Raw genomic sequence first — 24,918 nt, 5'->3', positions numbered from 1 at the left:
GTGCCCAAGCAGCTCCCGAGGACGGGAGCTGCTCCTTCGGGCGCGGCGGACGCTGCACCTCATGGACCGGACTCTGTGTCGAAGATGCCGGACGCGGCCAACACCGCAGAGACCGCGGGTAAGGCGGCCGGTGCCGCGAGTGCCGGGTCGAAGATCAAGCAGGGCATGAACGGCGTCGCCGGGGGCATGGCCGGAGGCGCCGCCCAGAAGGCGATCGAGGGAGACGGCAGCAGCGCGACCCGGCGTCACGCCGGGCGCTACGCGGGAGCTGCCGTCTCCGGCGCCGTGGCAGGCGCACAGGCTGGCGGGCTTCACGGAGCTGCAATCGGCGCAGCGAAGAACGTCGGCGTCGAGGGGGCCCAGGACGCGGTCAAGGGGGTGTCCAAGGTCACCGGCGGCGGCCCGGACGCCAAGCCGACCGACCAGCGCGAGCTGGGTGCCGGCGGCACGGGCTACGAGCGCGGTGCGTCGAAGGACGACGAGGGCCTGGGCTCGAAGGCGGCCAAGGGCGTCGCCGTCGGCGGTGGTGCGGCTGCGGCTCCGCCGGCCATGGGCGTGGTCATGGCCATGGCCTTCCTGAACTGGCTCAAGTCCATGTTCTTCGCAGCCATGGCGATGGCCGTCAACGCCGGGAAGCTGCTGTGGACGCTCATCGTCAACATCGCCAAGGCGGTTGGTCATGCGATCGCTGCGCCGTTCATGGCGATCGGCAGCTTTATAGCCAAGGGGGCTGGCGCGGTCCTGGGCGTCACGGTCACGGCGACGATGGCCCCTGTCGCCGCCGCGATGTCGGGCGTAGCCGCGGTGACGGCCACCGTGGCACTGCTGGGCACGGTCCTCTCCGGCGTCCTCAACTCGACAGGGCTGACCGAAGGCAGCATCAACGCGAACAGGAGGGCGTGCGCAGTCAACGCGGGTAGCGTCGGCAACGGTTCCGGGGCCACCGTCCCGGCGGACGTGGAGAAGAACGCCAAGGAGATCTACTCGGTACTCAGCAGCTGGGGGATGCCGAAGGAGAACATCGCGGGCATCCTCGGCAACTGGTCACAGGAGTCCGGGATCGACCCGACGAGCGTGCAGAACTTCCCGACGGGGACGTATTCCATGGCCCCAGTGAAGGCCAGCGCCGCACAGAACACGGACAACGGCATCGGTCTCGGGCAGTGGACGTTCGGCCGCAACACGTTGCTGCGCCAGTACGCGAAGAGCAAGGGCGTCGACTGGTTCACGATCAAGGCCCAGTTGGCCTTCATGGTCGATGGTGACAACCCGGGCGATGTCGCAGTCTTCAAGGACATGCTCAGGAAGTCGCAGGGCTCGCCGCGTGCGGCGGCGCTGCACTTCCACGAGAACTGGGAGCGCTCTGCTGACGGCGCAGCCGGGCTCACCGCACGCGGCGACAAGGCCGAGAGGTGGTTCGGCAAGATGAGCGGCTGGTCGGTCGACAGCTCGATCGTGGGCGGCGTCGAGAACATCGTCGGCGGGATCATCGAGAACATCGCGAACGGGATGAACACGATCCTGGGCAACTGCAGTGCCAAGGGCGGTACTTCTGTCTCATTGAAGGACGGCGGGATGACCCAGGAAGAGGCTCAGGCCCTCGTCGACCTCTTCAACAAGGAGGGTGACAAGTTCCTCGACGACCGCTACGGCGACCAGGGTGGTCCTGGCTCGTGCGGGAGCAACCACGCGATGAACTGCGTGTCGTTCTCGACCTACTTCGTGAACAAGTACACGACGTTCCAGAACTACCCGGCCGGTGACGGCAAGAAGACGGCGTACTCGATTGCGAGGGAGACCGGCAAGCAGATGTCCTCGACCCCGACGGCCTACTCGGTGGGTTCCAGCCCGGGCTCGGCCCCCGCCGGCCACACTCTCGTGGTGCTCGGCGTCCAGGGCGACAAGGTCATCCTCGGCGAGGCCGGCTACTGCGCTTACATGGGTCGGGTTCGCGTCGACAGTGCGGCGCGGATGGCGGCCGAGGGCTGGAAGTTCGTGGGCATGTCGGATTCAATGCTCCCCTCCGACAAGATCAAGACGGTCTGATGCGCTGCACCTGACCTGGGAGTGAGAAGCCGGTGCCGGGCGATCTGGGCACCGGCTTCTTCATGTCCGGTGCAGGCCCTGCGTGCCAGCTTCGCTTCCCTACACTCCTATTGAATAGATTCAGACTCGGTCGCGAATGCCTTTCTGTATAGACTTGAGTCGCTTATGAGAGCAACGTGATGAGGAGTGTGTTCGGTGACGACAATCCATGACGAGTCCGAGAGCACGAGCCCCGAGCAGGAGACCGGGTCGATGCCCGAGGAGAAGCCCGCGGCACCGAAGACACGCAGGAAGGTCACCGGAGCTGAGCTCGAAGAGCGCTTCGCAGGCTGGACGATGCGCCAGCGCGAACGGGTTCAGGCACGCAGGCCGGAGGACAACGCGTGTCTGATCCGACGCAGCATGACCGCGGTGATGGGGGTCGGAATCCTCGCCCTGGTCGTCGCCACCGGCGTGGCCGGCGAGAGCTTCAAGGTGAGCACTGCGGACAACGAGGTCCAGATCATCCAGCTCAAGGAGCATCTGGATGATGCCCAGTCCACGCCCGTGAAGGCGGACGCTGGCGCGCAGCTGTCCAAGCTCACCGAGGCGGCAGCCGCTGATGCGAAGAAGGTCGCGTCCGGGGAGCAGACCTTCGCCACGTTGTATCACCAGGCCGGCGTTCAGCCCAGCCCGAACAACGGGGCTCCGAACCAGGCCACGCTGGAGATCATCAAGCACCGCCGGGACATGGCCCCGCTGTTCAGCAAGGGCTCCTTTCTGGTCAGTGACAAGGAGGCGTACAGCACCTCGTCGCTGACGCCGTTCGATGCGACCACCGAGATCGATCCGCGCCACGCCTGGTACATCCGCTACGACGGCCAGAACGCAGCTGCCCCGAGTACGTACGCATGGAAGGCCGAGACGGTGATGCCCGATCTGAGCGCGAAGGACGGCTCGGGCTCGACAAACCAGGCAAAGGTCGTCTGGCTGTGCCGGGACACGAAGAGCGGCGAGGCGCTCGTCTGGGCGAGCGCGCGCTACGTGCACAACGGGACGACGGGGGCCTTCGACCACTTGGCGCTCGTGGTGACTGCCGCTGGGGCTCAGTACGAGAACCCCGCGATCAAGATGCCGGCCGAGCCCGCAGTCCCCGAACTCAGCGACACGGGCATCCAGAAGAAGGACGGGAAGCGATGACGGAGCAGACGGCAGCACCCATGCGGCGGGGATCCTTCCGGCGCAACCTCTCGGTCCTGGTGACGGCAGCGGCCCTCGCGGTCGTCGCAACGATTGCCGGCATGACCTGGAGCAGCCAGCACGCGGCCCTGGCTGAGCAGGAAGCCCAGATCAACGACGTCGAGGGACAACTGGCAGGCATCCAACGGAAAAACGCCGAGCAGGTGAACGCGGACGTTATGGCAGCCCTGGGTGTCAGCCAGAACCGGCTGAGCACCGACGGTGAGCGCATCAAGTCGCTGCTCTCGATGGCCTTCACGTGGGACTCGGGACAGAGCTACGAGGCGGCACGCGAGAGCCTGAAGAGCCGGTTCGGCCTCACCGAGAACGAGATGTTCCTGAAGTCGTTCATGCCTCCGTCAAGGTTCAACGAGGACTCCCAAGGGCGGCGTTACTACTACATCGACACGGTCGGCCTGAACTCGGCCCTCGGCGCGGATACGGACATCGAGGTCGTCGACGTCAAGGCGGGCGTCTACACCTACGCCGTCCTGGCCGACGTCGAGGTCACCTCCGACGCGGCGTCCCAGAACAAGGCGAGCAAAGCCAGTGTCACGGCACACCGGCGCGCGCTGCTCTTCGTCACGGTCGACGATCAGGGCAAGGTCTCGAATCTCTCCGGTACCCCAGCGAGTGGCGAGACTCGCTATTCCAAATGATTCAGACTCCCTTTCGACTCGCCTTGTTGATAGAGTTGTTCTGATATCTGAGTGAAACGGCGAGTTGGGGACTAATGGCATCGACACAGACCGGTGAGTCGGGTGGGGGCGCGGTGCGCAAGACGCGCTTCGTCGCGACGTCCGTGTCCTCGCCGGAGGGCGCGGATACTCCTGAGCAGACGGAGTCGGCGGGCGGCCTGCGCAAGCGCACCCTCGTGGCCTGCGTGAGCATGGGTGTGGGCGCAATGCTGTGCTTCGTACTCTCCGCGGGGTTCTCCGGCGGTCAGGGCGCGGTGAGCGATACGGCTGCGCCGGAGATCTCCTCTCTGCAGGAGCAGATCAGGATCACCGAGGCGAAGACGGCGGCGCTGCCGAAGGCCGACGACGCCGAGCGTGGTCTGACCGCGGCCCTGACTGCGGCTGGTCAGGTCGCGAAGCTGCAGAACGACTACCGCTACCTGACTCCCAGCGTTGCGGCAGATGGCGGCAAGCTCAACACGGCGACGTCTCAGTCGACGCTGCGCAACCTCATCCCCTACTTCGCCCCCTCTGGGCAGCAGGCGGACCTGGGGCCGTGGTACCTGCTCGCCAGTGACAAGGACGTGGCGGCTGGCGTCGGGATCCCGATGAGCTTCAGCTCCGGCTTTGAGTGGATCGCCCAGGTGCCCTACCTGGTCAACGACGACAGCACCATCACGGTGACCTGGCTGGCGATGGAGACCAGGACGGGTGCGGGCGAGAAACCGGCGGTGCTGGCCTGGGCCCGTGCCGATTACGGCCTGGTCCGCAAGGCGTTCGTGAACATCCAGACCGGCACGACGGCCACGGGCGAGGCCCTGAAACAGGAGGTGAAGGCACCGTGAACGAGGAGATCAAGGACACGCTGCGCCAGCACGCCGGGAAGATCCTGCTCGGCGGCACCGGGGCGCTACTCGCGATCTCGGTGTTCACGCTCGGCTCCAGCCTGCTCAGCGACGGCCCGGCCGCGACGGACACCCAGGCTGATGCACTGGTCCAGAAGCTCGAAGGCAACCTCGGCGACGCCCAGACCAAGCTGGCGACGCAACACGCGGCGCTGCTGGCCCAGCTGCCGGGCATGGACATCGAGCGGGTGAACCGTGACACGGCGACGGGCCGGTCCCTTCTGCTCAGTCTCACCGACAGCTCGGCGTCGACCCGGACCGTCAAGGAGCAGCAGATGCTGCTCGACGCGCGCTACGGCTTCCTCGACCACGAGTCCCGGGTACTCACCGAGTTCGTGCCGGAGTGGATGACGGCGACCGGAGCCGCAAAGGGCGCTGGGACGACGTACACGCTTGCTGATCTGGACATTGATGTGAGTCGGGCGCAGGGACTGAACTACTCCTTCACGGGGGTGGCCCGGCTCGATCCAATCCGCGTGGGACCGGATCAGAACAGCGCTGCAAAGAGCGAGTTCGCGGTCTTCACCTACTCCACCTCTCAGGACGGCACGGTGACGTCGCTGGACGCCTATCGGGCCTCCAGCAAGTCCCGCAACACCCTCGCTGCCGCCAGCGAGAAACAGCCCTCCCCCAAGCCGACCGGGTGAACGGAGCGCCCACCGCTTCAGCACGCACCCCAGAAGACCCCGACGAGACGTAAGGACACGAACATGTCGACCCAGACCCTGGAGAAGACCGAGACGACCGCCCCGACGAGCACGGCCGCGACGGCGAAGAAGACCACGGCGAAGCCCGTGAAGGAGCAGAAGGACTCGAAGCTGCGCACCGGATGGCGGCGTCTGGCCCCGAAGAAGGAGGCTGGCAGGTTCTCCGTCGTGGTGTGGGTGGGGTTCTTCCGGGCCATCGTCCTTCTCGCCGACTACCTGCTGGCGTTCATCACGGCCATGGCCTTCATCCCGCTGCTGGGCGCATGGCTGCACCAGCAGTCGGGCGCATCCCGGGGCGCGCTCAGTGCGGACGGAACCATCGCCATGTGGCTAATGCCGCTCCTCTTCCTGGTCGCACTGCTCGCCGCGGGCGAGATCGTCGTGATGCGCGGCATGTGGCGCTGGGCAACGCGGATAATCGCGAAGATCCGGGACGCCCGGGGCGAGGCGACCGGGGCCGACGTCACACCGATGTCCACGACCACCAACCAGAGCAAGACCAACCGCAAGAGGAGCAAGTGATGCGCACCGCAGGACTGACGATGAACGACGTATGGGCCCACCGTGTCCTGCGTGAACGAGGGGTGGAGACGTACCGGCTGGAGGGGGTGACCGCCGAGCTCGGCGTCATGGTCGAATCGCTCGACCTCAAGCACCGGGGCAAGGAGGAGAACTACCGCCCGTATCTGCACATGACGGGCGAGCTCCGCTCGGTCACCCCGGCCAAGGCACTGCCGTTCGGCATCTCCCAGGTGACCTACTCCCCCGGCCAGGGCGAGAAGGTCGATGCATTCTACGAGTTCGATGACCAGCAGCTGGTCGTGCTCGCCAGCAAGGGCTACTTCACGAGCGGCTTCCCAGTGCCCGAGCAGGTCACTGGGATCGAGTGGGAGCTGCCGGCCACGGCGGACATGCTCGTGCTCGCTCCTTCAGGGGCACAGACCGAAGACGATACGCCCGTGGTCTTCACCCAGATCCACGGCATCGGGGGCTTGGAGATCGATCTCGAATCCAGCGGCTACGACCTCGCCGGCTACTTCGCCGACCATTCCAAGGACGGCGTCCCGCGGACTGAGGCTGTGGTTGATGCACGCGGGCTGAAGGCGCGCTCGGACGCGATCAACTCCCTGTTCACCGAGGACGAGCTGGGCCTGGACACCGAGGTCAAGCAGATCGTCGGAGCGTCCGCGCCCGAGGCAGCGCCGGTTGTCGACGGCATGAGCTCTCGCCTGCAGCAGATCGAGGCGGAGATCGCCGCCGAACGGGAGCAGTACCAGACCGAGCGTGCGAGCACTGAGGGCACCACGGAGAACCTCTACCGGGAGCGCGTGGCTGCACCACTGCACAGGGCCGAAGAGCAGAAGGTGCTGTTCGCTCCCCCGGTCCCGGTCCGTGAGGCGCAACGCGCTCTGAACCTGGATCTCGACCTGGAGCTGGAGGAGCAGGAGCAGGAGACCCGTCGACGTGAGGTCAAGCCCGTCCCGAGCCTGGACGAGCGCAAGCGCCAGGTGGCCCAGCGTGCGGCCGATCTGGACTTCGGCGAGGACCGCGAGCAGATCTTGGGTTCCTGAGGACAGATCAGGCATGACGGGCGCGGCCCCGGTTGCTGGCGGACAGCAGCCGGGGCCGTAGTGCATCGGTACCGAGCCGGGAAGGAGAGCGATGATGGGCCTGAAGCAGGACATCGTGATCGTCAATGAGTTCAGCGTGCCGCTGCCCGGCGGCAAGGGATCGCGCGGCGCGACGCCGGGCGACTACGTCACCCGGTACATGGCCCGCGCACAGGCGACGGAGTCACTGGCTCCGATCCAGCGCCTGCGCACCGACAACTTCATCCTGCGCTACATGGCGCGGGAGTCCGCCGTCGAGCGCGTCGGTATCTCGCGGGGCGCGGCGAAGCATGAGATGCGCCAGGCCCTGGGCGACGGTGGTGTGGCTTTCGGCTACGGCTCGGTCTCGCTCTCCGACGAGCAGCTCAAGGCGGCCAGCAAAGACATCCAGCACTACTTCGACGCCGGGCACACCGTACTGAAGACCGTGCTGTCCTTCGACGAGGAGTACCTGCGGAAGCACAAGATCGTCGACGAGGACTTCCACTGCGAAGCCCGCGGTGACTACCGCGGCCACATCGATCAGATGAAGCTGCGCATGGCGATCATGCACGGCCTAGAGCGGATGAGCTCGGGTACCAGCGGCTTCGACGACCTGCGTTACGTCGGGGTCATCCAGGTCGACACCGAGCACGTGCACTGCCACCTGGCCATGGTCGACGGCGGCCGGGGCCAGGTGACGAAGAACGGCACACAGCGCGGCAAGCTGCTGGACCGGCACAAGTCCCGGCTTCGCCGCGGCGTCGATGCCTGGCTCGACGAGAAGCAGGCAGTGGCTCACCTCTCCAGCGCCGTCGGCTACGAGCGGCGCAACGTCATCACCTTCATCAAGCGGTGGGCGCACGAGCGAATCCGTGCCGAGTCTCTGCCGCAGTTCCTGCTCGCCTGCCTGCCTGCGGACCGAACCCTGTGGCGCGCCGGCTCGAACGACGCTCGCATGCGCAAGGCGAACCAACTGGTGACCGAGCTCGTGAAGGAGCAGCTCGAACGTGCCGGGTCCCCGATGCCGGAGGCCATGGAGCGAATCGTGGACTACGCCAACGAGCGCCGCGCGAAGGAGTCCCTGAGCACGGAGGAGTGGCAGAAGCTGGTCGAGCAGGGACGCGTACAGATCACGGAGCGCGCCGTCAACGGCGTCTACCAGATTCTGCGGGCGATGCCGGAGTCCGAGCTGCGGGTGCGCACACCGATGCTCGAAGTCATGGGAATGGACTATCAGCAGATGGCGGCGCTGGCCGCGGATCGGCAGGGGAACGACGAGAACGCGGAAGCTGATCTGGTCTCCTTCGGCTTCCGGTTGCGCAGCTACGCCTCACGTCTGCAGCACCACCGGGAGAAGGCCGGGGTCTACCGCGACCTCGTGCACCAGTGGGCACAGGCCGACAAGGCCGGCGTGGCCGCTGAGGACTCGCGCCCGCTCTACGACTTCTACCGCTTCGAGGAGGGCTACCACCGGCGGTTGGTGAGCAAGTACAGGCGCTTCCTGCCCTTCCTCGGAGACGCCGGCCAGTGGTACGAGCAGCAGCAGGAGGTGGCGACCTACGGCCAGCGGCTGCTCTCGCTCATGGCGCTGCGCGCGGATGCCTCCCTGCAGCGGATGAAGAACCCCGAGGAAGCCGAGAACCTGGGCCGGACAATCTACGATCAGCCCGGCGGCAGACTCCTGGCCGAGGGCAAGCACGGCCGGGCGGTGCTGGACGCGCGCATCCGGACGATGAAGCAGTCCTATGACCAGAAGCTGGACGGCCTGCGGGCCGGTCTCGCTTCCTCCGGCCTGGTGCTGCGCGTGGAGTCGAGTGTCGAGGATCCGGCGAGTACGGAGACCGACGCGGTCAGCACGGACTTTGAGATTGTTGCCGGTGCCGCGTATGACTTCGACGAGGTCAAGGCTCTGGACCTGCACCACCTGGGCTACGACTTCGTCACCGACGTCGAGATCGGGCCACACGCACGCCAGAACTTCGTTGAGACGACCAGGGATCGCCGGCGGCTGCTGCTGGCGGCTATGGACTACCTGGACCAGTCCGGCCAGGCCGAGGCAATTCCCGATCTGCCGGTGGACGATGTCGCGGCGATGACACGGGTCTCCCGGGAGCTGACGCCTCAGCAGACGGACGAGGGAGCTGGCTCGCTCGTGTTGCGTTCCCGGATCGCGGAGCTGCGCGCCGAGCGCGAGAGGGCCGAGCCGATGCGGCGGTCCAAGGCTTCGTCGCTGGACGCCGGCCTCGTCGTGCGGGTCCAGGCCCAGGTCGATCAGGCTGTGACCACAGCGGATGTCGGGATGGGACTCGACTCGCAGCCGCCTTCTATCTCGACCGACTTGGAACGTGACTAGAAAGACCAGTCGAAAGTCTTGTCGAATGCTCTATAACAGTATTAGCGTGAAGAGCGTTCGGCAGGACTCAATCCCTTGTCCGGACGATGTGACTGATCACGGCTGACTTGCCAGAGGGGCAGTCGGAACAAATGGAAGGAAGAGGTCATGGCACTTCTCAAGGGCAAGGGGGCGATGACCGGAGTCAACCTCATCGCGAAGGTCTACAAAAACGGCGTCACCAAGGACGGCAAGTCCCAGTACGCCGACGTCCAGCTCGACGCTCGAGATCCGCGCGGTCCGGAACAGACGAACCTGCATCTGAAGTCCGATCGGGTTCAGGATGAGAACGGCAAGGTCCGCTACAACAACGGCGCTCCGTACTCCACCGGTCAGATGGAGGAGATCGTCAAGGCCGCGGGCCCGAACACCGAGCCGATCCTGGACAAGGGCGGCAATGAGGTCGGCACCATCTACGGCTTCAAGGGCAACGTGATGCCCGCGACGCGCGGCACCGGCCTGGTGGTCAACACCAAGTCCGTCGAGGCCTCCGAGTTCAAGGTCGACGACAAGACGCTGAACAACCAGTTCGCGTCCATGCGCACCGCCCGCGAGGCACAGGCCGCGGCCAAGGAGTCGCAGGCTCAGACCCCGGCCCTCGAGGCCGAGCAGGAGCAGGCAGCCGAGGTCGATGAGCCGGCGGTCGGCTGAGGCCGAGGCTGAGTCAAGCCTTATTCGAAAGGCCCCTGGATGTCATTCCAGGGGCCTTTTGGCTACACGGGACGCGAGCCGGAAAGAGGAACAGGTCATGGCAAAAATTCACTGGACCGCTGCCGCGGGTCGTCAACCTGCTGGTCAGGCCACACCCCCACAACCGTCAGCATGGACACGCTCCAGCCTCCGGACTTCGAGGTGGACGAGCACACGCCCGCGAAGCAGAACGTCGCAGCAAAGGCCACTCGCGAGGACCCGGTGGAGGAAGCGTCGTTGATCTTCGACGACAAGCCGCCCCGGGGCGCCAGGCCGCTGACATCAGGCGGTGATGTCGGGAACGACCGCACCGGAGCCGACGCGGCTCCGGCGGCGAACTCGCAGTCCGAGCCAAGCGTGCACGGCGGGCCATGTCACAGCTATCCGTCGGCACCGGCATCAGGTGAGCCGGGATCGCGGTTCAACCCGGTGGTGGGCGAGCGTTAGCCGCAGACCGCGGAGCCGCAGCTCCCGGGATGATCACCTCCGCGGACACGCCGAAGGCTCAGCCCTCGTTCGGCGCGGACCTGGTCGGCCGTATGGGCTCAGTGGTGGGCAAGGTCGGCACGGCGGGTCCAACAAGGCCCCGGTCAGTGAGCGCTTCAACTACCAGTTCGAGCAGCCCCAGGCGCCGGAGGGCAGCGAGCCCGAGTACGGCGGGTGAGCGACCTGCGACGAGAGCGCGGAACGAAAGGCCTCGGAGTCCACTCCATAGCCTTTCACATTATCCATTCCACGCCCTATCAAATGCTACTCATGATAGGATTTCGACTGATTTTCCAGTTAAATCTCCAGTCCAGTCGAGAGGTCTTGGGCGGCATGTTTCAAGAGGCACAGCTCAACGAGCGCTACCGGCTCCTGTCCAAGCTCTCGGAGCCACTGAAGAAGGCCGAGCGCGACATCGTCGGCCGCGAGCACGAGACGACACAGCTGCTGGCCTCGATGAGCCGTCCTGAGCTATGCAACGCGCTCCTGCTGGCCGAAGCTGGCACGGGTAAGACGGCTCTGGTCCAGGCCACGATGCTGGTGGACAAGGACCGTCTCTACCTCGAAGTGGATCCGGCGCGCATGATCTCCGAGGCGGGCACCGCCGAGAAAATGGCCGCGACACTCAAGGGCTTCTTCGACGAGGCCGAGGACTTCGTCAAGGACGAGAAGCACGAACTGGTCCTCTTCATCGACGAGTTCCACCAGATCATTCAGCTCTCCGACGCCGCCGTCGAGGCGATCAAGCCGGTCCTCGCCACCTCGGGAACCCGCGGCATCAGGATCATCGCGGCCACGACCTACGAGGAGTTCCACAAGCACATCTCGCCGAACCAGCCGCTCGTCGAGCGCCTGCAGCGCATCAACCTCAACCCGCCGGATCAGGCGACGACCATCAAGATCCTGCAGGGCATGGCCGAACGGTACGGGGTGGCTGACGAGTTCTACGACGACCACATCTTCCGGCAGATCTACGAGTACACCCAGCGCTACATGCCGGCCAGCGCCCAGCCGCGCAAGTCAATTCTCGTGCTCGACTCCATGGTCGGCTGGACTCGCCTGACGCACCGGCCGATGGACCGGGACCTGCTCTCGGACGTGCTCATGGAGACCCTGAACGTCAACGTGGCCTTCAAGGTCGACGGCGCGAAGATCAAGAAGCAACTGGACGAGAAAGTGTTCAGCCAGGACTGGGCAACCGGCGCGGTGGCACGTCGTCTGCAGCTATCGGTGGCGGACCTCAACGACAAGGGAAAGCCGATGGCGAGCCTGCTGTTCACGGGCTCCACTGGTGTCGGCAAGACCGAACTCACCAAGCAGCTAGCGAAGCTGCTGTTCGGCGACGACCAGCGGCACCTGATCCGGTTCGACATGACGGAGTACGCCGAAGACTCGTCGTTCGCAACCTTCCGCTCCGAGCTCACCAAGCGCGTGTGGGACCTCTCCCACGCTGTGCTGCTTTTCGACGAGGTCGAGAAGGCCTCGGCGATGGTCACGCGCGTGCTACTGCAGGTGCTCGACGACGGCCGGCTCAACGACGACAACAACCGCGAGGTGAGCTTCCTCAACACGTACATCGTTCTGACGACGAACGCCGGCTCGGAGATCTACAAGAGCATCTCGCAGTACGCCGCCGACGACACAGGCTCGGGCAAGCAGCTGATGGAGTACGAGAAGCTCATCCGCCGCTCAATCTCCTCGACGACGGGCGACAACCGGTTCCCGCCCGAGCTGCTGGGCCGTATTGACGCGATCGTGCCTTTCCAGCCGCTGTCGCTGCCGACGCAGCAGAAGATCGTGCGGAGGAAGCTGCGCCAGATGGTGCAGGAGGTGTTCGTCAAGCACAACGTGCGGGTCGACGTCGATTCAAGGGTCCTGCAGTACCTCATCGAGGACAAGGGCGACACCGACTCTGATGCTGGTGGCGCACGTGCGGCCGTGGCGAAGCTGACCGACGAGGTCACCACCGCGGTGGCGACCTTCCTCAACGAGCACCCCTCGGAGCGACGGATTCGTATCGACGTCGTCGGCGACCTGGTCAGCGACGACAAGAACCTGCTGAGTTCCGATGCCTACGCCGAGGTCAGTGCGGTGCGATGAGTCGGTCAAGGACGACAGAAACTAGTTGACTCGCGAGTCGATAGCCCTTTCACACCCTATAGTTGCCTACTCTGACAGGACAGCGATAGGATACTCATAAACCAGGCGAACTATGTTCCTTTAGCGAAGGGGTCGGAATCAATGGGCATTCTGGGGAAGGCAACGGTCCGCCAGAAGAAGGAACGGAAGAAGAAGCCCGACGAGCTTCTGGCCTCCGTGGTGAGAGAGACGGCGATCCCGGCTGCGGTCGAGCTGCTGCGGTCGAACACTCCGTTCGTCTTTCCCAGCGGTACGGCCTGGGTGATGCTCGTGCTTGCAGCCGACGAGATCGGCGGCTTGAGCAAGCGGCACGGCCGGGACGAGGCGAAGGGCTCGATCATCGAGCTCATCAGCTCCGACCAGATCCGCACGGTGGCCACGGCGGAGATGATCGAAGAGGAGGTCTTCGGCATCATCCCCACCGACGAGACTCTCGCGCGCATGGAGGAGTACTCGCTGCTCACCGGTGCCACCTACGCCTGGGCCGTCGTATGGCAGAAGCCCAGCGGCGATCTACTCGTCGATCTGGTGAACGATGCGACCTTCGCGCAGGCGCGCTCTGTCACCGCAGGCACCACGAGTCTCGAAGAGGCCCTGGGGGAGAAGGCGTGGGCGGAGCACAGCGGACTGGTCGCCGAGGCTGGGGCCACTGTCACCGTCCCCGCGGTCATCGGGGAGGACGAGGGGGATGTGATCTTCGACGAGATCCCCGGTGGCGAGGAGGCTGACGAGGGCCTGGACGACGAGCCGCTCTTCAGCGACGTCGTCGACGACGATGAGGGGGCGGACACACCCATGTTCGACGAGGACGACGCGGGAACCGCTCCAGTCGAGTCGGGGCCGGACTACGACGGCGACGAGGTGGCCGGCTACGAGGGTTTCGACGAGACCGACGCCGGCTACGGCATCGAGGGCGACTACCAGGAGGCCGGCAACACTGTGCTGCTGGCCGATCAGGCCCAGGTGCGCGACGTCATCGCCCGCCGGTTCCTCTCCGAGGAGCTGGACCTGGACGTCCGGCTCGATGAGTTCAACGCGACCTTCGCCATCGGCGCACCGGTCGTGCAGATCGCCGTGCCCGAGGGCGCGACGGAATGGCTCGGGGACCAAGTCGCCCAGCTCAACCGGCAGGCCAACGCAGACTTGATGCAGCTCCGTTCCGCGCACGAGGATGAGCTGCGTGCGCTCTACGTCAACCTCATGTCGGCGCACACCGAGCAGGTCATTCGCGATGTGGCCACCGACCGCACGGGCTCCCGGTACAAGCTGCTGAAGGACGCCGCCGAGGCCGAGCACCAGCAGCGGCAGACGGAGAAGGACGAGAAGATCCGGTCCCGCCGGGCGGAGATCGCCAAGGACTACGAGTCGCAGGCTTCCAAGGTGGCCCAGCAGGCGGCGCTCTCGGCGGAGCTGCAGTACAAGGAGCGCAACCGCTCGAGGATGGAGCGCGAGCAGATCGACTCCGTCGCCGAGGTCGAGCGGGACATCGAAGATACCCATGCGCACAACCAGCAGGAGATCCTGCGGGTCCGGCGTTCGGACGCGACGCTGAAGATACAGACCGGGCAGACGCGGATCTTCGAGGTGCTGGCCGAGCGGCAGTCGGAGTACCTGGCGGCCGAGGAAGAGCGCCTGAACCAGTGGAAGTCCGAGATCCAGCGGATCGTCGACGACAACCGCAAGGCCGACATCGCCCAGTCCGAGGCGCTGGCCGAGCATCTGCGGACCACGGACGAGATCGGAGTCCTGCGCCGGGAACAGCAGGACCTCCTGGAGTCGGTGCGCTCTGAGCACGCCGACCGGATCCGCCGGATGGAGGACGAGCTCGAACGCAACCGCAAGGACGCCATCACGCAGATGACGGCTCGGGACGCCGAGTGGCAGCACAACCTCGACCTGGAGAAGGAAAAGACCAACTCCCAGGTGGCGCGGGTCACCGACCTGCTCCAGCAGCTGTCGACGGCCGAGGATTCAGTGGCCAAGCGGTACGAGGCGCGCCTGACGGAGATGCAGGCCGACAAGGAGTCCTACGCCAACGAGCTGGCGCGGGCCTCCGAGATGCAGAGCCGCTCGAACAAGATCCTCGTCGTCATGATCGTCACGCTCTCGCTCCTGATGGGCGCGGCCGGCTTCATCGTCGGGGTGGTCTTGACCCGGTGAGCAAGCCGGTCATGACCGGACGGGGTGATCTAGCGGCGCATGGGGCGCGTTCCCCATGCGCCGTCGTCGTCTGCGCAGGCGGGCGCACTGGACAGCAGGACAGCAGAACGAGCGAGGCTCGAGAGTAAGGAATCACGATGGCCACGAACAGGCGAAAGGCGGCACGGCCGAAGGCGCGCAGCTGGGACAAGATCTCAGCGCGTACGCCCGGCGAGACGCTGACGAACCGAGACGTCTACGACAACCAGCAGCTGGACCGCAGCAAGTTGCTGACCCTGAGGTCGACCAGACCGGGCATCGTCATCGCGGTGATTACCGGCGTGCTGGTGACGGTCGTCGCCTGGGTCTTCTACTCGCTCATCGCCACGGCGGTGCTCTCGGTGGGCGCGTCCATGGGTTCGGGTGTGTCCGGCAGCGGCAGCAGCCCTGGCAAGCCGAGCGCGTACTACGTCCAGGACACCACGACGGGTGCGGGAGGCTCGGTCGTGAAGTGCTACCGGCCCCTGACCAAGGACGGCAACCCGGACGTGAAGGCGAAGTGTTACCCCAGCGCCGAGGCTGTTCCGGTCCCCAGCTGGTACACCGCGGCGAAGGACGGCAAGCCCAGCGCCGAGAGGACGGCTGAGCCCAAGAGGAGCGCGACGACGGTCGGCGAGCAGCTGGCCGACGTCTCGGGGTTCAAGCTCTTCATCACGCTCGGCACAGGTCTGATGGTCGCCCTCATCATCGGCACGTGGTTCTCGCGGAAGGTCGCCGCGGCGAACCTGATGAACACCACAAGCGACATCAACCAGTACCAGAACGACCAGCACATCTCCCTGCCGGAAGAGATCCAGCAGAACTACGACTGGTTCCCCGACGCCGGTGCTCACTCAAGCGTGCAGGTCAGCTCGATGCTCAGCCACATGATGCTCAAGAAGAAGGGCCTGGGCACCGTCGAGGTCGCCCAGCGCGCCCAGAAGGACGTCATCGGTGAGGAGGGAAACCTCGTCTATTACGCCGGCGAGGTCATGGACGACGACGAGGGCGATCCGCTGATGCAGACCCTGCCGATCATCGACGAAGACTTCGGTGACGCGCTGTTCGAGGCATCCGGGCTCCCCGATGACAAGACCCTGCGGCAGAAGTACGACACGACGCTGATCCCGTACAACCCTGACGGCAAGAACCGGGACAAGCTCGGCTTCGGGTCGGACAAGTACAAGACCGTCGCTACCCTGATCAAGGATGACTGGACGTTCCCGGCGTACGAGGTCCAGCGCCCTGCCGGGGCGTACGTGGTCGATACCGCGCCGGTGAACACCATGGTGCTGGCCACCACCCGAGCCGGCAAGGGCCAGACGTACATCGAGCCGGTCATCGACATGTGGTCGCGGGAGAAGAAGCCCTCGAACATGGTCATCAACGACCCCAAGGGCGAGTTGTTGGTGAAGAACTACGTGCCCCTGGTCACACGCGGGTTCGAGCCGGTGCAGTTCAACCTGATCAACCCCATGAAGACCGACATCTACAACATCCTGGGGCTGGCGGCCGACGCGGCGCGTGAGGGCAACTTCACCAAGTGCGCGCTGTACGTGGAGAACATCGCCGGGATCTTCTTTCCGCTCGACGGCGGCGAGGACCCGGTCTGGCCCAATGCCGCCAACAACGCCTTCAAGCGCGCGGCCTACGGACTCATCGACTTCTACCTGGAGGAGGAGCGGGAGCTGCGCAGCGCTGCGGCCGTGCTGAATTTGGACCCGGCACTGCTGGAGCAGAAGCTCGATGACCTCTGGGGCAAGGTCACGCTCTACAACTGCTACCAGCTCTTCGTGCAGATGAGCTCGAAGAAGATCAAGAACCCTGAGGCCGAACTGGAGAAGCGGGTCAAGGCCGGCGAGTTCGAGAACAACGAGGACGCCCTGGCCGAGGAGCAGGAGAAGGCGGCGGCCCAGGCCTTCATGTGGGAAGGCAAGGCCGATCAGGACATGCTCAGCCTGTACTTCAACGCGAGCGAGGAGCTGCCCCGCAACAACATGCGCACGCTGGTCGGCAACGCCCACAACGCGCTGCGCTCGATGGCCGGGGCGGAGAAGATGCTGGCCTCGGTGTACGGCATCGCGATCACCGCCATGTCGTTCTTCACCGACCCCACGATCTCGACGCTGACCTCGGGCAAGCCGTCGCAGAACACCGACCTGGCCGGCCTGAGCTTCCCGCGTCGCCTCGGCGTGCGCTTCGCGCCGAACTACGTCAAGCGCGACCACCTCGTCGGTCAGCAGGCCGTGTGGTCGGCCTACGCGGACCCGATGTTCACCAAGAGCCTCGGCGAGGACTTCGAGCACGAGGAGATCGTCGGCCGCGAGGGCTGGGCGCGGTACAACTTCAAGGGCAAGTTCCCTGACGACGAGGCCTGGCTCAAGCTGGAGCTGGTCAACCCGCAGACGAAGATGCTGGTGCGCACCTTCTACTTCAGCTTCACGAAGAACTACCAGGTCTCGCTCAACGGCCGGCACTACGTGGTCGAGCCGGTGACGGGCAAGAAGATCGTGAAGAACGGCGTGATGCGTGAGCTGAAGCCGGTGCGTGAGGGGGGCACCCGGGACGGGAGGATCCTGTCCTTCCAGGCCGGGGACACGCTCTACCCGGACACACGGCTCGACTTCTCCGGCGCCGGCAACCCGGAGAAGGTCTCGTATCAGGCGCGGTCGATCACGCAGACACTGTCGCGCTACTCGGAGTCACCGAAGGCGCTGTTCCTGGTGACTCCGCCTCACCTGATGAAGTACGCGAAGCTGATCCTGATATTGGTCAAGCAGCTGTTCGACGTGAGCGCCGACCAGGCGTACATGACGAAGTCGAACCAGAAGCCGCTCTACCGCACGCGGTTCATGCTCGACGAGCTCGGCAACCTGCAGTCGGAGGGCAAGGGCATCGACGGCTTCGAGACGATGCTCTCCATCGGCCTGGGCCAGGAGCAGCAGTTCACGCTCATCCTGCAGACCCTGCAGCAGCTGCGCGACGTGTACGGCGAGAGCGTCGACAAGATCGTGCAGGGCAACACCTCGAACATCGTGTTCCTGAAGTCCACGGACGACTCGATGATCGAGACGCTGGAGAAGATGAGCGGTAAGACTCACCGGTCGTACAGGGACAGCAAGCAGATCAGCCAGGATCTCGACAAGGTCATCGGCGGCAAGACCGAGGGCCGGGTCTCCTACACGATGAGCACCAAGGAAGAGCCGCTGATCAGCTACAACGACATGGCGTTCCTCTCGCCGCGCAACTCGATCGTCTTCCGGGCCGGCGATGCGCCGATCTGGAACCGCAACCAGACGATCCTGCCGATGTCGTACCGGCTGCTGGGGAACACGATCAAGCACCCGGGGCACACGTACTCACTGCAGACGATCCCGACCCTGTCCAGTGCCATGGACTTCGACGTGCGGATGAACCAGCCGGACTTCGTGAAGATGCTGGAGAAGCGCATGCGGCAGGCGGTCAGGGCTGCGGACGCGAAGGCGCAGTACAAGGAGATCTACGGCTATCAGGAGGTCGACATCGAGCGCCTGGACCCGGATGTCTACGCCGACGAGGTCATGGAGGTCATCACGACGATGACCACGGTCGACGAGGGCCAGGACCCCAACGCTCCGGTGGTCGTCGACCCCGACGAGTACGAGGGGATGAGCATGTTCGACGAGGACCAGTTCATCGAGAATGTCGAGGTCGGGGTTGCAGTCGCCGAGAGTCAGGCGGTCAGCGTCGAGCGGCAGCGCCTGCTCTACGCCGAGGGGACAATCAGCAAGGAGATGCTGGTCAACCCCGACGGCTCGGCGAAGGTCAAGAGCCTGGACATCGAGATCGGTGAGGCCTACAAGTCCGCGCAGACCGAGTTGGAGCAGGATCGCGAGCACTTCTCGGTCGGCGGCGACGGCGAGCTGCGCAGCGCCGATGGGTCCCAGACGTACATCAGCCAGATCCGCTCGGACGCGTACGCCAATGCGGCCCGTCGGATCAACGGCCACGTGAACGACGGGGACTCCCGGGTGTTCGCGGAGGAGGACGTCACCGAGGAGGACCTGAAGTCGCTGGCGACGGTGAAGGTCTACTCGGCCTTCTACCAGTACCTGGCCTCGCTGCCGAGCTGGGAGGTGCTGGCCGACGGCCGGTTCGACCGGGCCATGGCCATCGAGATGAACTCGAAGTAGTCGGCGGCCACTTGGGGGCCAGGCAAGGATCGCAACCAGTGCCGAGGCCATCTCTCGACTAAGAGAGACAGCCTCGGCACTGGCCTTTTCAATAGCTTCCTGCTCCCTTTCTATAAGCAAGGTAGGCTCTATTCAACCCGGAGCGTCCACAGGAAGCTGATTAACTATGAAGAAGGCACACGGACTGCGCAGGTACTTCTACGAGTACGTCTACTACAAGGCAGTCGCGCAGGCCCGGGAACAGGCCGGACAGGTCGTTCCGATCTCCCAGGCCAAGGCGATCCGCGCCCGGGTCGACGAGATCCTCGGCCAGCGGGGCACCGCGCTGGCCGACCCGCGGCTGGGCGTCACGGACTGCCTCTCCGCCATCGACCAGGCGTTCGCGGAGAAGGTGTCCGACTACGAGCCGCAGTTCGGTGACCATTCCCCGCAGAACGAGCGCTACCAGCAGTCACAGCGGGAGTTCACCCGCGTCACCGGTGTAGGTGCCCAGGTCGACCCGAAGTCGGCCCGGCTGCCGATCAGCCCCTATGACCCCGACTGGTCCGAACGCGCGACCGTGAAGCGCGCCGGGACCGCGCTGGTGTACCTGCCGGACGAGACGATCGGACGCGTGGCCGGCGGCGAGGTGGAGACCCTGGCCGATCCGCGGCGCGGAAACATGGTGCTCTGGCGTATCGACGACGATGGCAAGCCGTTCGAGGCGGGCCGCGCGATGACGAACGACGACGCCGCTGGACTCACCGCGCTGATGGACAAGATGAGCCAGCAGGAGTACGACCAGGTACGCGAGTGGGTCATCGACGGCGGCCGGGACCCGCAGACGAACCGAGTCGACCGCAACCGCTTCATGTCCCGGCGCGCCGTGGCGCGCTCGGCAGCACTGCTCGAAGAGCTGAAGGCCCAGGGCGTGTCCTACGAGGTGATGCGCGACCGCGAGCCAGGCCAGATCAAGGCGAAGATCGCCGGGACCGGCATGGAGATCCGCCTCACCGACACACGTCAGGAGGAGTACGCCGGAGCTCGGATCTACGACAACGGCACCGTGCTGCGCTACTCGACGAACTACCGGGTTCCCGGTGGCATGGCGGTCTACTCCCCCTCGCCGGCGGAAGCTGTCCAGCTACTGCGCTTCGCCCAGGGCCATCGCGTCGAGCGCACGGATCTGCCGGGGCACGCCGCCGGCGAGACCGGCACGACGCACCAGGAGCGCGGCCGTGGCCGCACGGTGGTGGATGTGCCCGACAGCTACCACGTTGACCGCGAGACGATGTTCGTGGTCGGCGACTACGTGGCCCCCGGTGAGTCCGGCCCCCGGCCCGGCTCGAAGGTGATGCTGCGCCGTGACGCGAAGAACCGCTCACTGCCGGCCTTCTTCGTCGACGCTGAGCCGGCCGAGGCCTATGCGAAGACCGCCGTCGAGAGTGCTCGGGAGAACCTACAGGCAGCCCTTGGCGTCGAGGATCTCATTGCTCGTGCCGAGGCGGAACTGGAGCGAACCGGCGGACAGCTGGATGCGATCGAACCGCCGGAGTACTCGGCTGACTCTGAGGTCGCTGCGATCCAGCGCTCGTACTGGGACGTGCTCACCGGCGCGCACAGCGAACTGCTGCGCCCTGGTGCGACCGAAGAGATGTACCAGGAACGGCTGGAGGCGATCGGCGAGCTGCAGGCCGAGGAGGCGCCAGAGATGGGCAACCTCGTCTACGGCGGCACCGCCGTCGAGAAGGTCCGACAGCACGCTGAGGACGTTACCTTCGAACTCATCGGGACCTGGGAGGCGGAGCCCCACGACGTCGACGGCGAGTGGGTCGATCAGCGCTTCAACCCGGACCGGGTGGCGCGATACATGACCAGCCCCACCGGGCAGTGGTCGAACCTCGACAACCTCGCCTCAGCGCTTCGTCGTTGCGGGATCTCCCCTGACGAGATAATGGGCTCGACCTTCCAGACGACCCGGTTCAAGGACCGGCTCGTCCGCTTCAACGCCGAACGCTCCATGCCGATCGCCGATCACGAATCTGCGTTCATGCGGCGCATCGGGGTCACCGTGCGTGAGAGCATCGAGCGCAACGCGGCGACAGTCTCCGCGATCCTGGTCGACGAGCAGGGCGTCATTCGCTGGAGTGGCGAGAAGCTGCGCCGTGACGGCAAGGGGACTCCGATCTCGGGTGAGATCGGCCAGGTCTTCGATGTCGGCGAGTACGGCGAGATCACCACCGCCTTCGCCAGCGGACAGAACGCCCTAATCGTGCCGGGCTACGAGGCCACGATCACGGCCCAGACACCGGGCGCGGCTCCGACCTCGGTCGAGGAACGCACGCGCCTGCGCGGCTACGAGCAGCTCATGCACGAGCGCATCCAGTACCAGATCGCCGGCGACCTCATCGCCGGGCGCAGCGAGACCGGCGAGCCCTCCTCGCTCAACGCGATCTACTCGCAGCTGTACGGCACGAAGCACCCGATCGACTTCATCGAGCGCGCCACCACGTACCAGCTCGACGAATCCACCGGCGAGATCAAGGAGCACCTGGAGGAGTGGACGGCCGCGATCTTGCAGACCGAGGCGCGCCGTGTGCGCTACTCCAACGAGATCAAGACAGGCTCGACGATCTACGCCGAGTACCGGGCCCAGCGCGACCGAACTGACCCGGCTGACGACAACCGCTTCGACGCCTGGCGGCTCACCGGCGGGCGCAACATGACGGTGCTCACCGGCAAGGACCGGAACAACGTCGCTGCGCCCAGCGGCTACTTTGACCCGGTGATGACCGGAGGCGCGACCAACCAAGGCATCGTGCGGTACCTGACGACTCAGGCCCAGGTCGACGCCGACGGCCGGATCGTGCCGGGCGACGAGAGCGTGGCCGGACAGCGTGCGCCGCTCATGGCTCTCCCCGAGCTCGAGACACTGCGGTACGACCCGTTCGACCGCCAGCAGATGACGGCCTCGACGATCATGCAGTCTTCTGAGGTCACCGCGCCGGCGAAGACAGCGCTGATGACCTTCGGCGGCTGGACGGCTGACGACCCGATCGTGGTGTCGAAGGAGTTCGCGGAGCGCCACCGCATCCGCGGGGCCGGCGGCCAGGAGCGAGATCTCGTCGTGGGCGACAAGATCTCGGATCTGCACGGCAACAAGGGTGTGATCTCGCTGATCGTCGACCGGGACATGCCGCTGCAGGACGCGCAGGAGCAGGACGTCGTCGAAGAGGTCAACTGGTTCCGGGCCAACCCGGGCCTGGACGTGGTGATGAGCCCGTTCAGCCTGATCTCCCGGCGCAACGCGGGCTCGGCGCGCGAGCTGATGAGCGGGAATGTCTCCGACCTGCGCTCCCCCAACGGAGAACTGCGGCCGAGTGCCCTGGGCGAGATGCGCTTCGTGGTCACCCATATGGCCGTCGACGAGAAGACGAAGATCTACGACGACGAGCAGGTGCGTGCTGGCAAGGGCCGTAAGGCCTCCTCGCAGCTGGCCTGGGCGCTGCAGTCTCAGGACTGCCCGTCGATCATGCGCGAGTTCTACGGCCACAACAGCGGGGCCGAGTCGAACCTGCGCGAGTACCTGCTGGTGACCGGCATGGACGTGGAGGCTGACGGCACACTGCGGGTGGTCGGCCAAGCCGAGGGCGTCGACGAGCGCCCCGAGCGCCGGTTCATCCCGATGCCCGAGCTGCTGCGCACTCAGCCGCGCAAGGAGGGTCAGCTCCCGGGACTCAACACTACGGCGATGCGCAAATCCTTCGGCGATCTCATCGGCGACCGTGGCGGCGACATGGAGATCCCGTTCCCGCTCACGTATCCGACCGGTGAGCAGACCGAGACGGTGAGCGCGAGCTCGTGGAAGCTGCCGGTGATGTCCTCGCATCTGCGCAGTGGCCAGGGGTTCGAGGACGGGTCCTCCGTCACGCACGACTACACCCGCAGCTACCAGGACGTCTTCGTCGAGGCCTGCCGCTACCGCTACATGGCCGAGCAGCTGGACAGCCAGGGTCTGCCCGCGGAGAAGCGCGCCGAGGTGCACCGCGGCATGAGCGAGTCGGTCTCGCGCGCTCAGCGCGCCTTCGAGGCGATCACGACCGACGTGCAGAACCGGGTGCTGACAGGCAAGAACAACATCTTCAAGACCGGGCTGATGGCCTCGCGGCTCACCGACTCGGCGACGATGGTGTGGACGTCAGACCCACGGCTGGACGTCGACCAGGTTGCGCTCAGCTCGGTCAAGGCCGAGCAGCTGGGGCTGGCCGAGGGCGACCACGCGCTGGTGTGGCGTGACCCGGTGCTCCGTGACGCCGGCGTGCGCTACATGCGGGTCGCGATCGACGACCGGCTCACCGGTGCCGCGATCAACCCGGTGATGGACGCCTGCTTCGACGGCGACTTCGACGGCGACGCCGTCGCCGTGGTGAAGCTGCACAGCGATGCCGCCAAAGCTGAGGCCCTGGCGAAGCTCTCGGTGCCGGCCAACCTGTTGGACACCGGAGTGGTCAAGGGCGATGGTTCACACCCGCTGGCCATGCAGGTGTCGCTGGACACCCAGGTCGCGCTCTTCAAGGATGCTGGGCTGGCGGAGGAGTTGGGGAGTTCGCGGAGCGAGGCGAACCGGCTCCGGCTGCAGGCGCTCACCGGCGCACAGTCGCCGGAGGACATCAAGCTCGCCCAGCAGGTCGTGACGGAGGAGCTGAGCGGGCTGTACCGCCAGGCGCAGCGTGGCGAGTTCGGTGCGGCACTGACGTTCTCGGATCGCGAGGCGCACCTGCAGAGCGTGCGCGAGGTCTGTGTCGAGACCGGTGCCAAGGGGAGCGAGAAGAAGCTCACTGACTACGCCCGGAACCTGGGCGATGCGCAGGGCACGCCCGGCATCACGCAGGCCGACCAGGAAGCCTCAATGTTCGCCACGGCGATCAAGGCCCACGGCACCGGCCTGGGCGGCTCGTTCAGTCAGCGCGCCGTGCGCGCGCTGCGCGGCGAGGACCTCAAGGCCGTCCTGGAGGTCACCTACCCGGTGACCCAGTCGATCCTGCAGGCCAAGCACGACGCCGCCGAGGCCCGGCACAAGTACGCGATGCTCCAGGGTCCCGGCCGCGATCTCTGGAGGGGCCGCAGCATCGAGCACGTCGGCCCGGGCCAGTGGCGCACGGCATTCCTCGACGGTGAGCCCGTCCAGGCTACGGCCGAGGAGTGGGAGAAGCAGTTCATTGAGTTCTACGAGTCCAAGGAGGGCTTCGGAGTCACGGTCAACCCGGACTATGTGGCCCGCGTGGCAAGTGCGCTGGAGGACCCGAAGACCGGGCTCATCCGCAACTTGGAAGAAGATGCGTCGCTGCGGGGCACCGTGATGGACCGGATGGCCTATGGCGGCGCGTTCGCCGATCTGGTCGAGGCGGCCAAGAACCGCGAGAGCGTCTACGACGGCGAGAAGAACGAGCAATTCGCGTCCTCGGGGACTCGGAAGGCTCGGGCGGAAATGTCCCGGCAGCTCGATCAGCTGGGCTCCGCCGAGACGCACAGCCTGGACAACGCCGTGATCGCTGTCGATGACTCGGTTGTCAAGCGCGACGTGATCTCTCAGGACGCGGAGGCCTCCCGCACACGCGGCTCGCATCGCCGCTCTGCACATGCCGTGCGCGTGGGCGCGGCGCGCCCGGTCTACACGCCGAGCATCGAGATCGATCAGCCGCAGAGCAACGACGACGACTACGGGATGGGGTACTGA

General features: G+C 65.8%; 14 protein-coding genes. All 14 read left to right on the top strand.

Features of this window, described 5'->3' with window-relative positions; translation table 11 throughout:
* Positions 1-84: 84 nt before the first annotated feature.
* Complete coding sequence (locus tag ACGF2Y_RS01675) at positions 85-2,046, top strand: phage tail tip lysozyme (protein WP_392942564.1); 1,962 nt, start codon at positions 85-87, stop codon at positions 2,044-2,046.
* 195 nt (positions 2,047-2,241) lie between these two features.
* The gene (locus ACGF2Y_RS01670) at positions 2,242-3,225 is read left to right on the top strand and encodes a hypothetical protein (RefSeq protein ID WP_392942235.1); all 984 of its coding nucleotides are present in this window, start codon (positions 2,242-2,244) and stop codon (positions 3,223-3,225) included.
* The gene (locus ACGF2Y_RS01665) at positions 3,222-3,923 is read left to right on the top strand and encodes a hypothetical protein (protein ID WP_392942232.1); all 702 of its coding nucleotides are present in this window, start codon (positions 3,222-3,224) and stop codon (positions 3,921-3,923) included. The genes ACGF2Y_RS01670 and ACGF2Y_RS01665 overlap by 4 nt, the downstream gene beginning before the upstream one ends.
* Before the next feature lie 113 nt (positions 3,924-4,036).
* The gene (locus ACGF2Y_RS01660) at positions 4,037-4,786 is read left to right on the top strand and encodes a hypothetical protein (RefSeq protein WP_392942229.1); all 750 of its coding nucleotides are present in this window, start codon (positions 4,037-4,039) and stop codon (positions 4,784-4,786) included.
* Complete coding sequence (locus ACGF2Y_RS01655) at positions 4,783-5,493, top strand: hypothetical protein (RefSeq protein WP_392942226.1); 711 nt, start codon at positions 4,783-4,785, stop codon at positions 5,491-5,493. Before ACGF2Y_RS01660 ends, ACGF2Y_RS01655 begins: the two co-directional genes overlap by 4 nt.
* A 63-nt stretch (positions 5,494-5,556) precedes the next feature.
* Positions 5,557-6,075 carry a hypothetical protein gene (locus ACGF2Y_RS01650; RefSeq protein ID WP_392942223.1) on the top strand — a complete coding sequence of 173 codons (519 nt, stop codon included), beginning with the start codon at positions 5,557-5,559 and terminating at the stop codon, positions 6,073-6,075.
* Positions 6,075-7,124, top strand: a complete 1,050-nt coding sequence (locus tag ACGF2Y_RS01645) for a hypothetical protein (RefSeq protein WP_392942220.1) — start codon at positions 6,075-6,077, stop codon at positions 7,122-7,124. The genes ACGF2Y_RS01650 and ACGF2Y_RS01645 overlap by 1 nt, the downstream gene beginning before the upstream one ends.
* 91 nt (positions 7,125-7,215) lie before the next feature.
* A complete protein-coding gene (gene mobL / locus ACGF2Y_RS01640; RefSeq protein ID WP_392942217.1) occupies positions 7,216-9,498 on the top strand; it encodes a relaxase MobL in 2,283 nt (760 codons plus the stop codon).
* A gap of 147 nt (positions 9,499-9,645) precedes the next feature.
* Entirely contained in the window at positions 9,646-10,188 is a 543-nt protein-coding gene (locus ACGF2Y_RS01635) for a hypothetical protein (protein WP_392942214.1), read from the top strand.
* Between the two features lie 171 nt (positions 10,189-10,359).
* A complete protein-coding gene (locus ACGF2Y_RS01630) occupies positions 10,360-10,674 on the top strand; it encodes a hypothetical protein (protein ID WP_392942211.1) in 315 nt (104 codons plus the stop codon).
* Positions 10,675-11,046: 372 nt separating this feature from the next.
* Positions 11,047-12,813, top strand: coding sequence for an AAA family ATPase (locus ACGF2Y_RS01625; RefSeq protein WP_392942562.1), 1,767 nt, complete (start codon positions 11,047-11,049; stop codon positions 12,811-12,813).
* Positions 12,814-12,954: 141 nt separating this feature from the next.
* Entirely contained in the window at positions 12,955-15,012 is a 2,058-nt protein-coding gene (locus tag ACGF2Y_RS01620) for a hypothetical protein (RefSeq protein ID WP_392942208.1), read from the top strand.
* Positions 15,013-15,149: 137 nt separating this feature from the next.
* Positions 15,150-19,202, top strand: coding sequence for a type IV secretory system conjugative DNA transfer family protein (locus ACGF2Y_RS01615; protein ID WP_392942205.1), 4,053 nt, complete (start codon positions 15,150-15,152; stop codon positions 19,200-19,202).
* 166 nt (positions 19,203-19,368) lie between these two features.
* Complete coding sequence (locus ACGF2Y_RS01610; RefSeq protein WP_392942202.1) at positions 19,369-24,918, top strand: hypothetical protein; 5,550 nt, start codon at positions 19,369-19,371, stop codon at positions 24,916-24,918.

The sequence above is a fragment of the Streptomyces sp. NPDC048142 genome (assembly GCF_043202835.1).
Taxonomy (GTDB): Bacteria; Actinomycetota; Actinomycetes; order Streptomycetales; family Streptomycetaceae; genus Streptomyces.
Note: the sequence above shows the minus strand (reverse complement) of the source record. Positions and strands in the feature narration are given on the sequence as shown.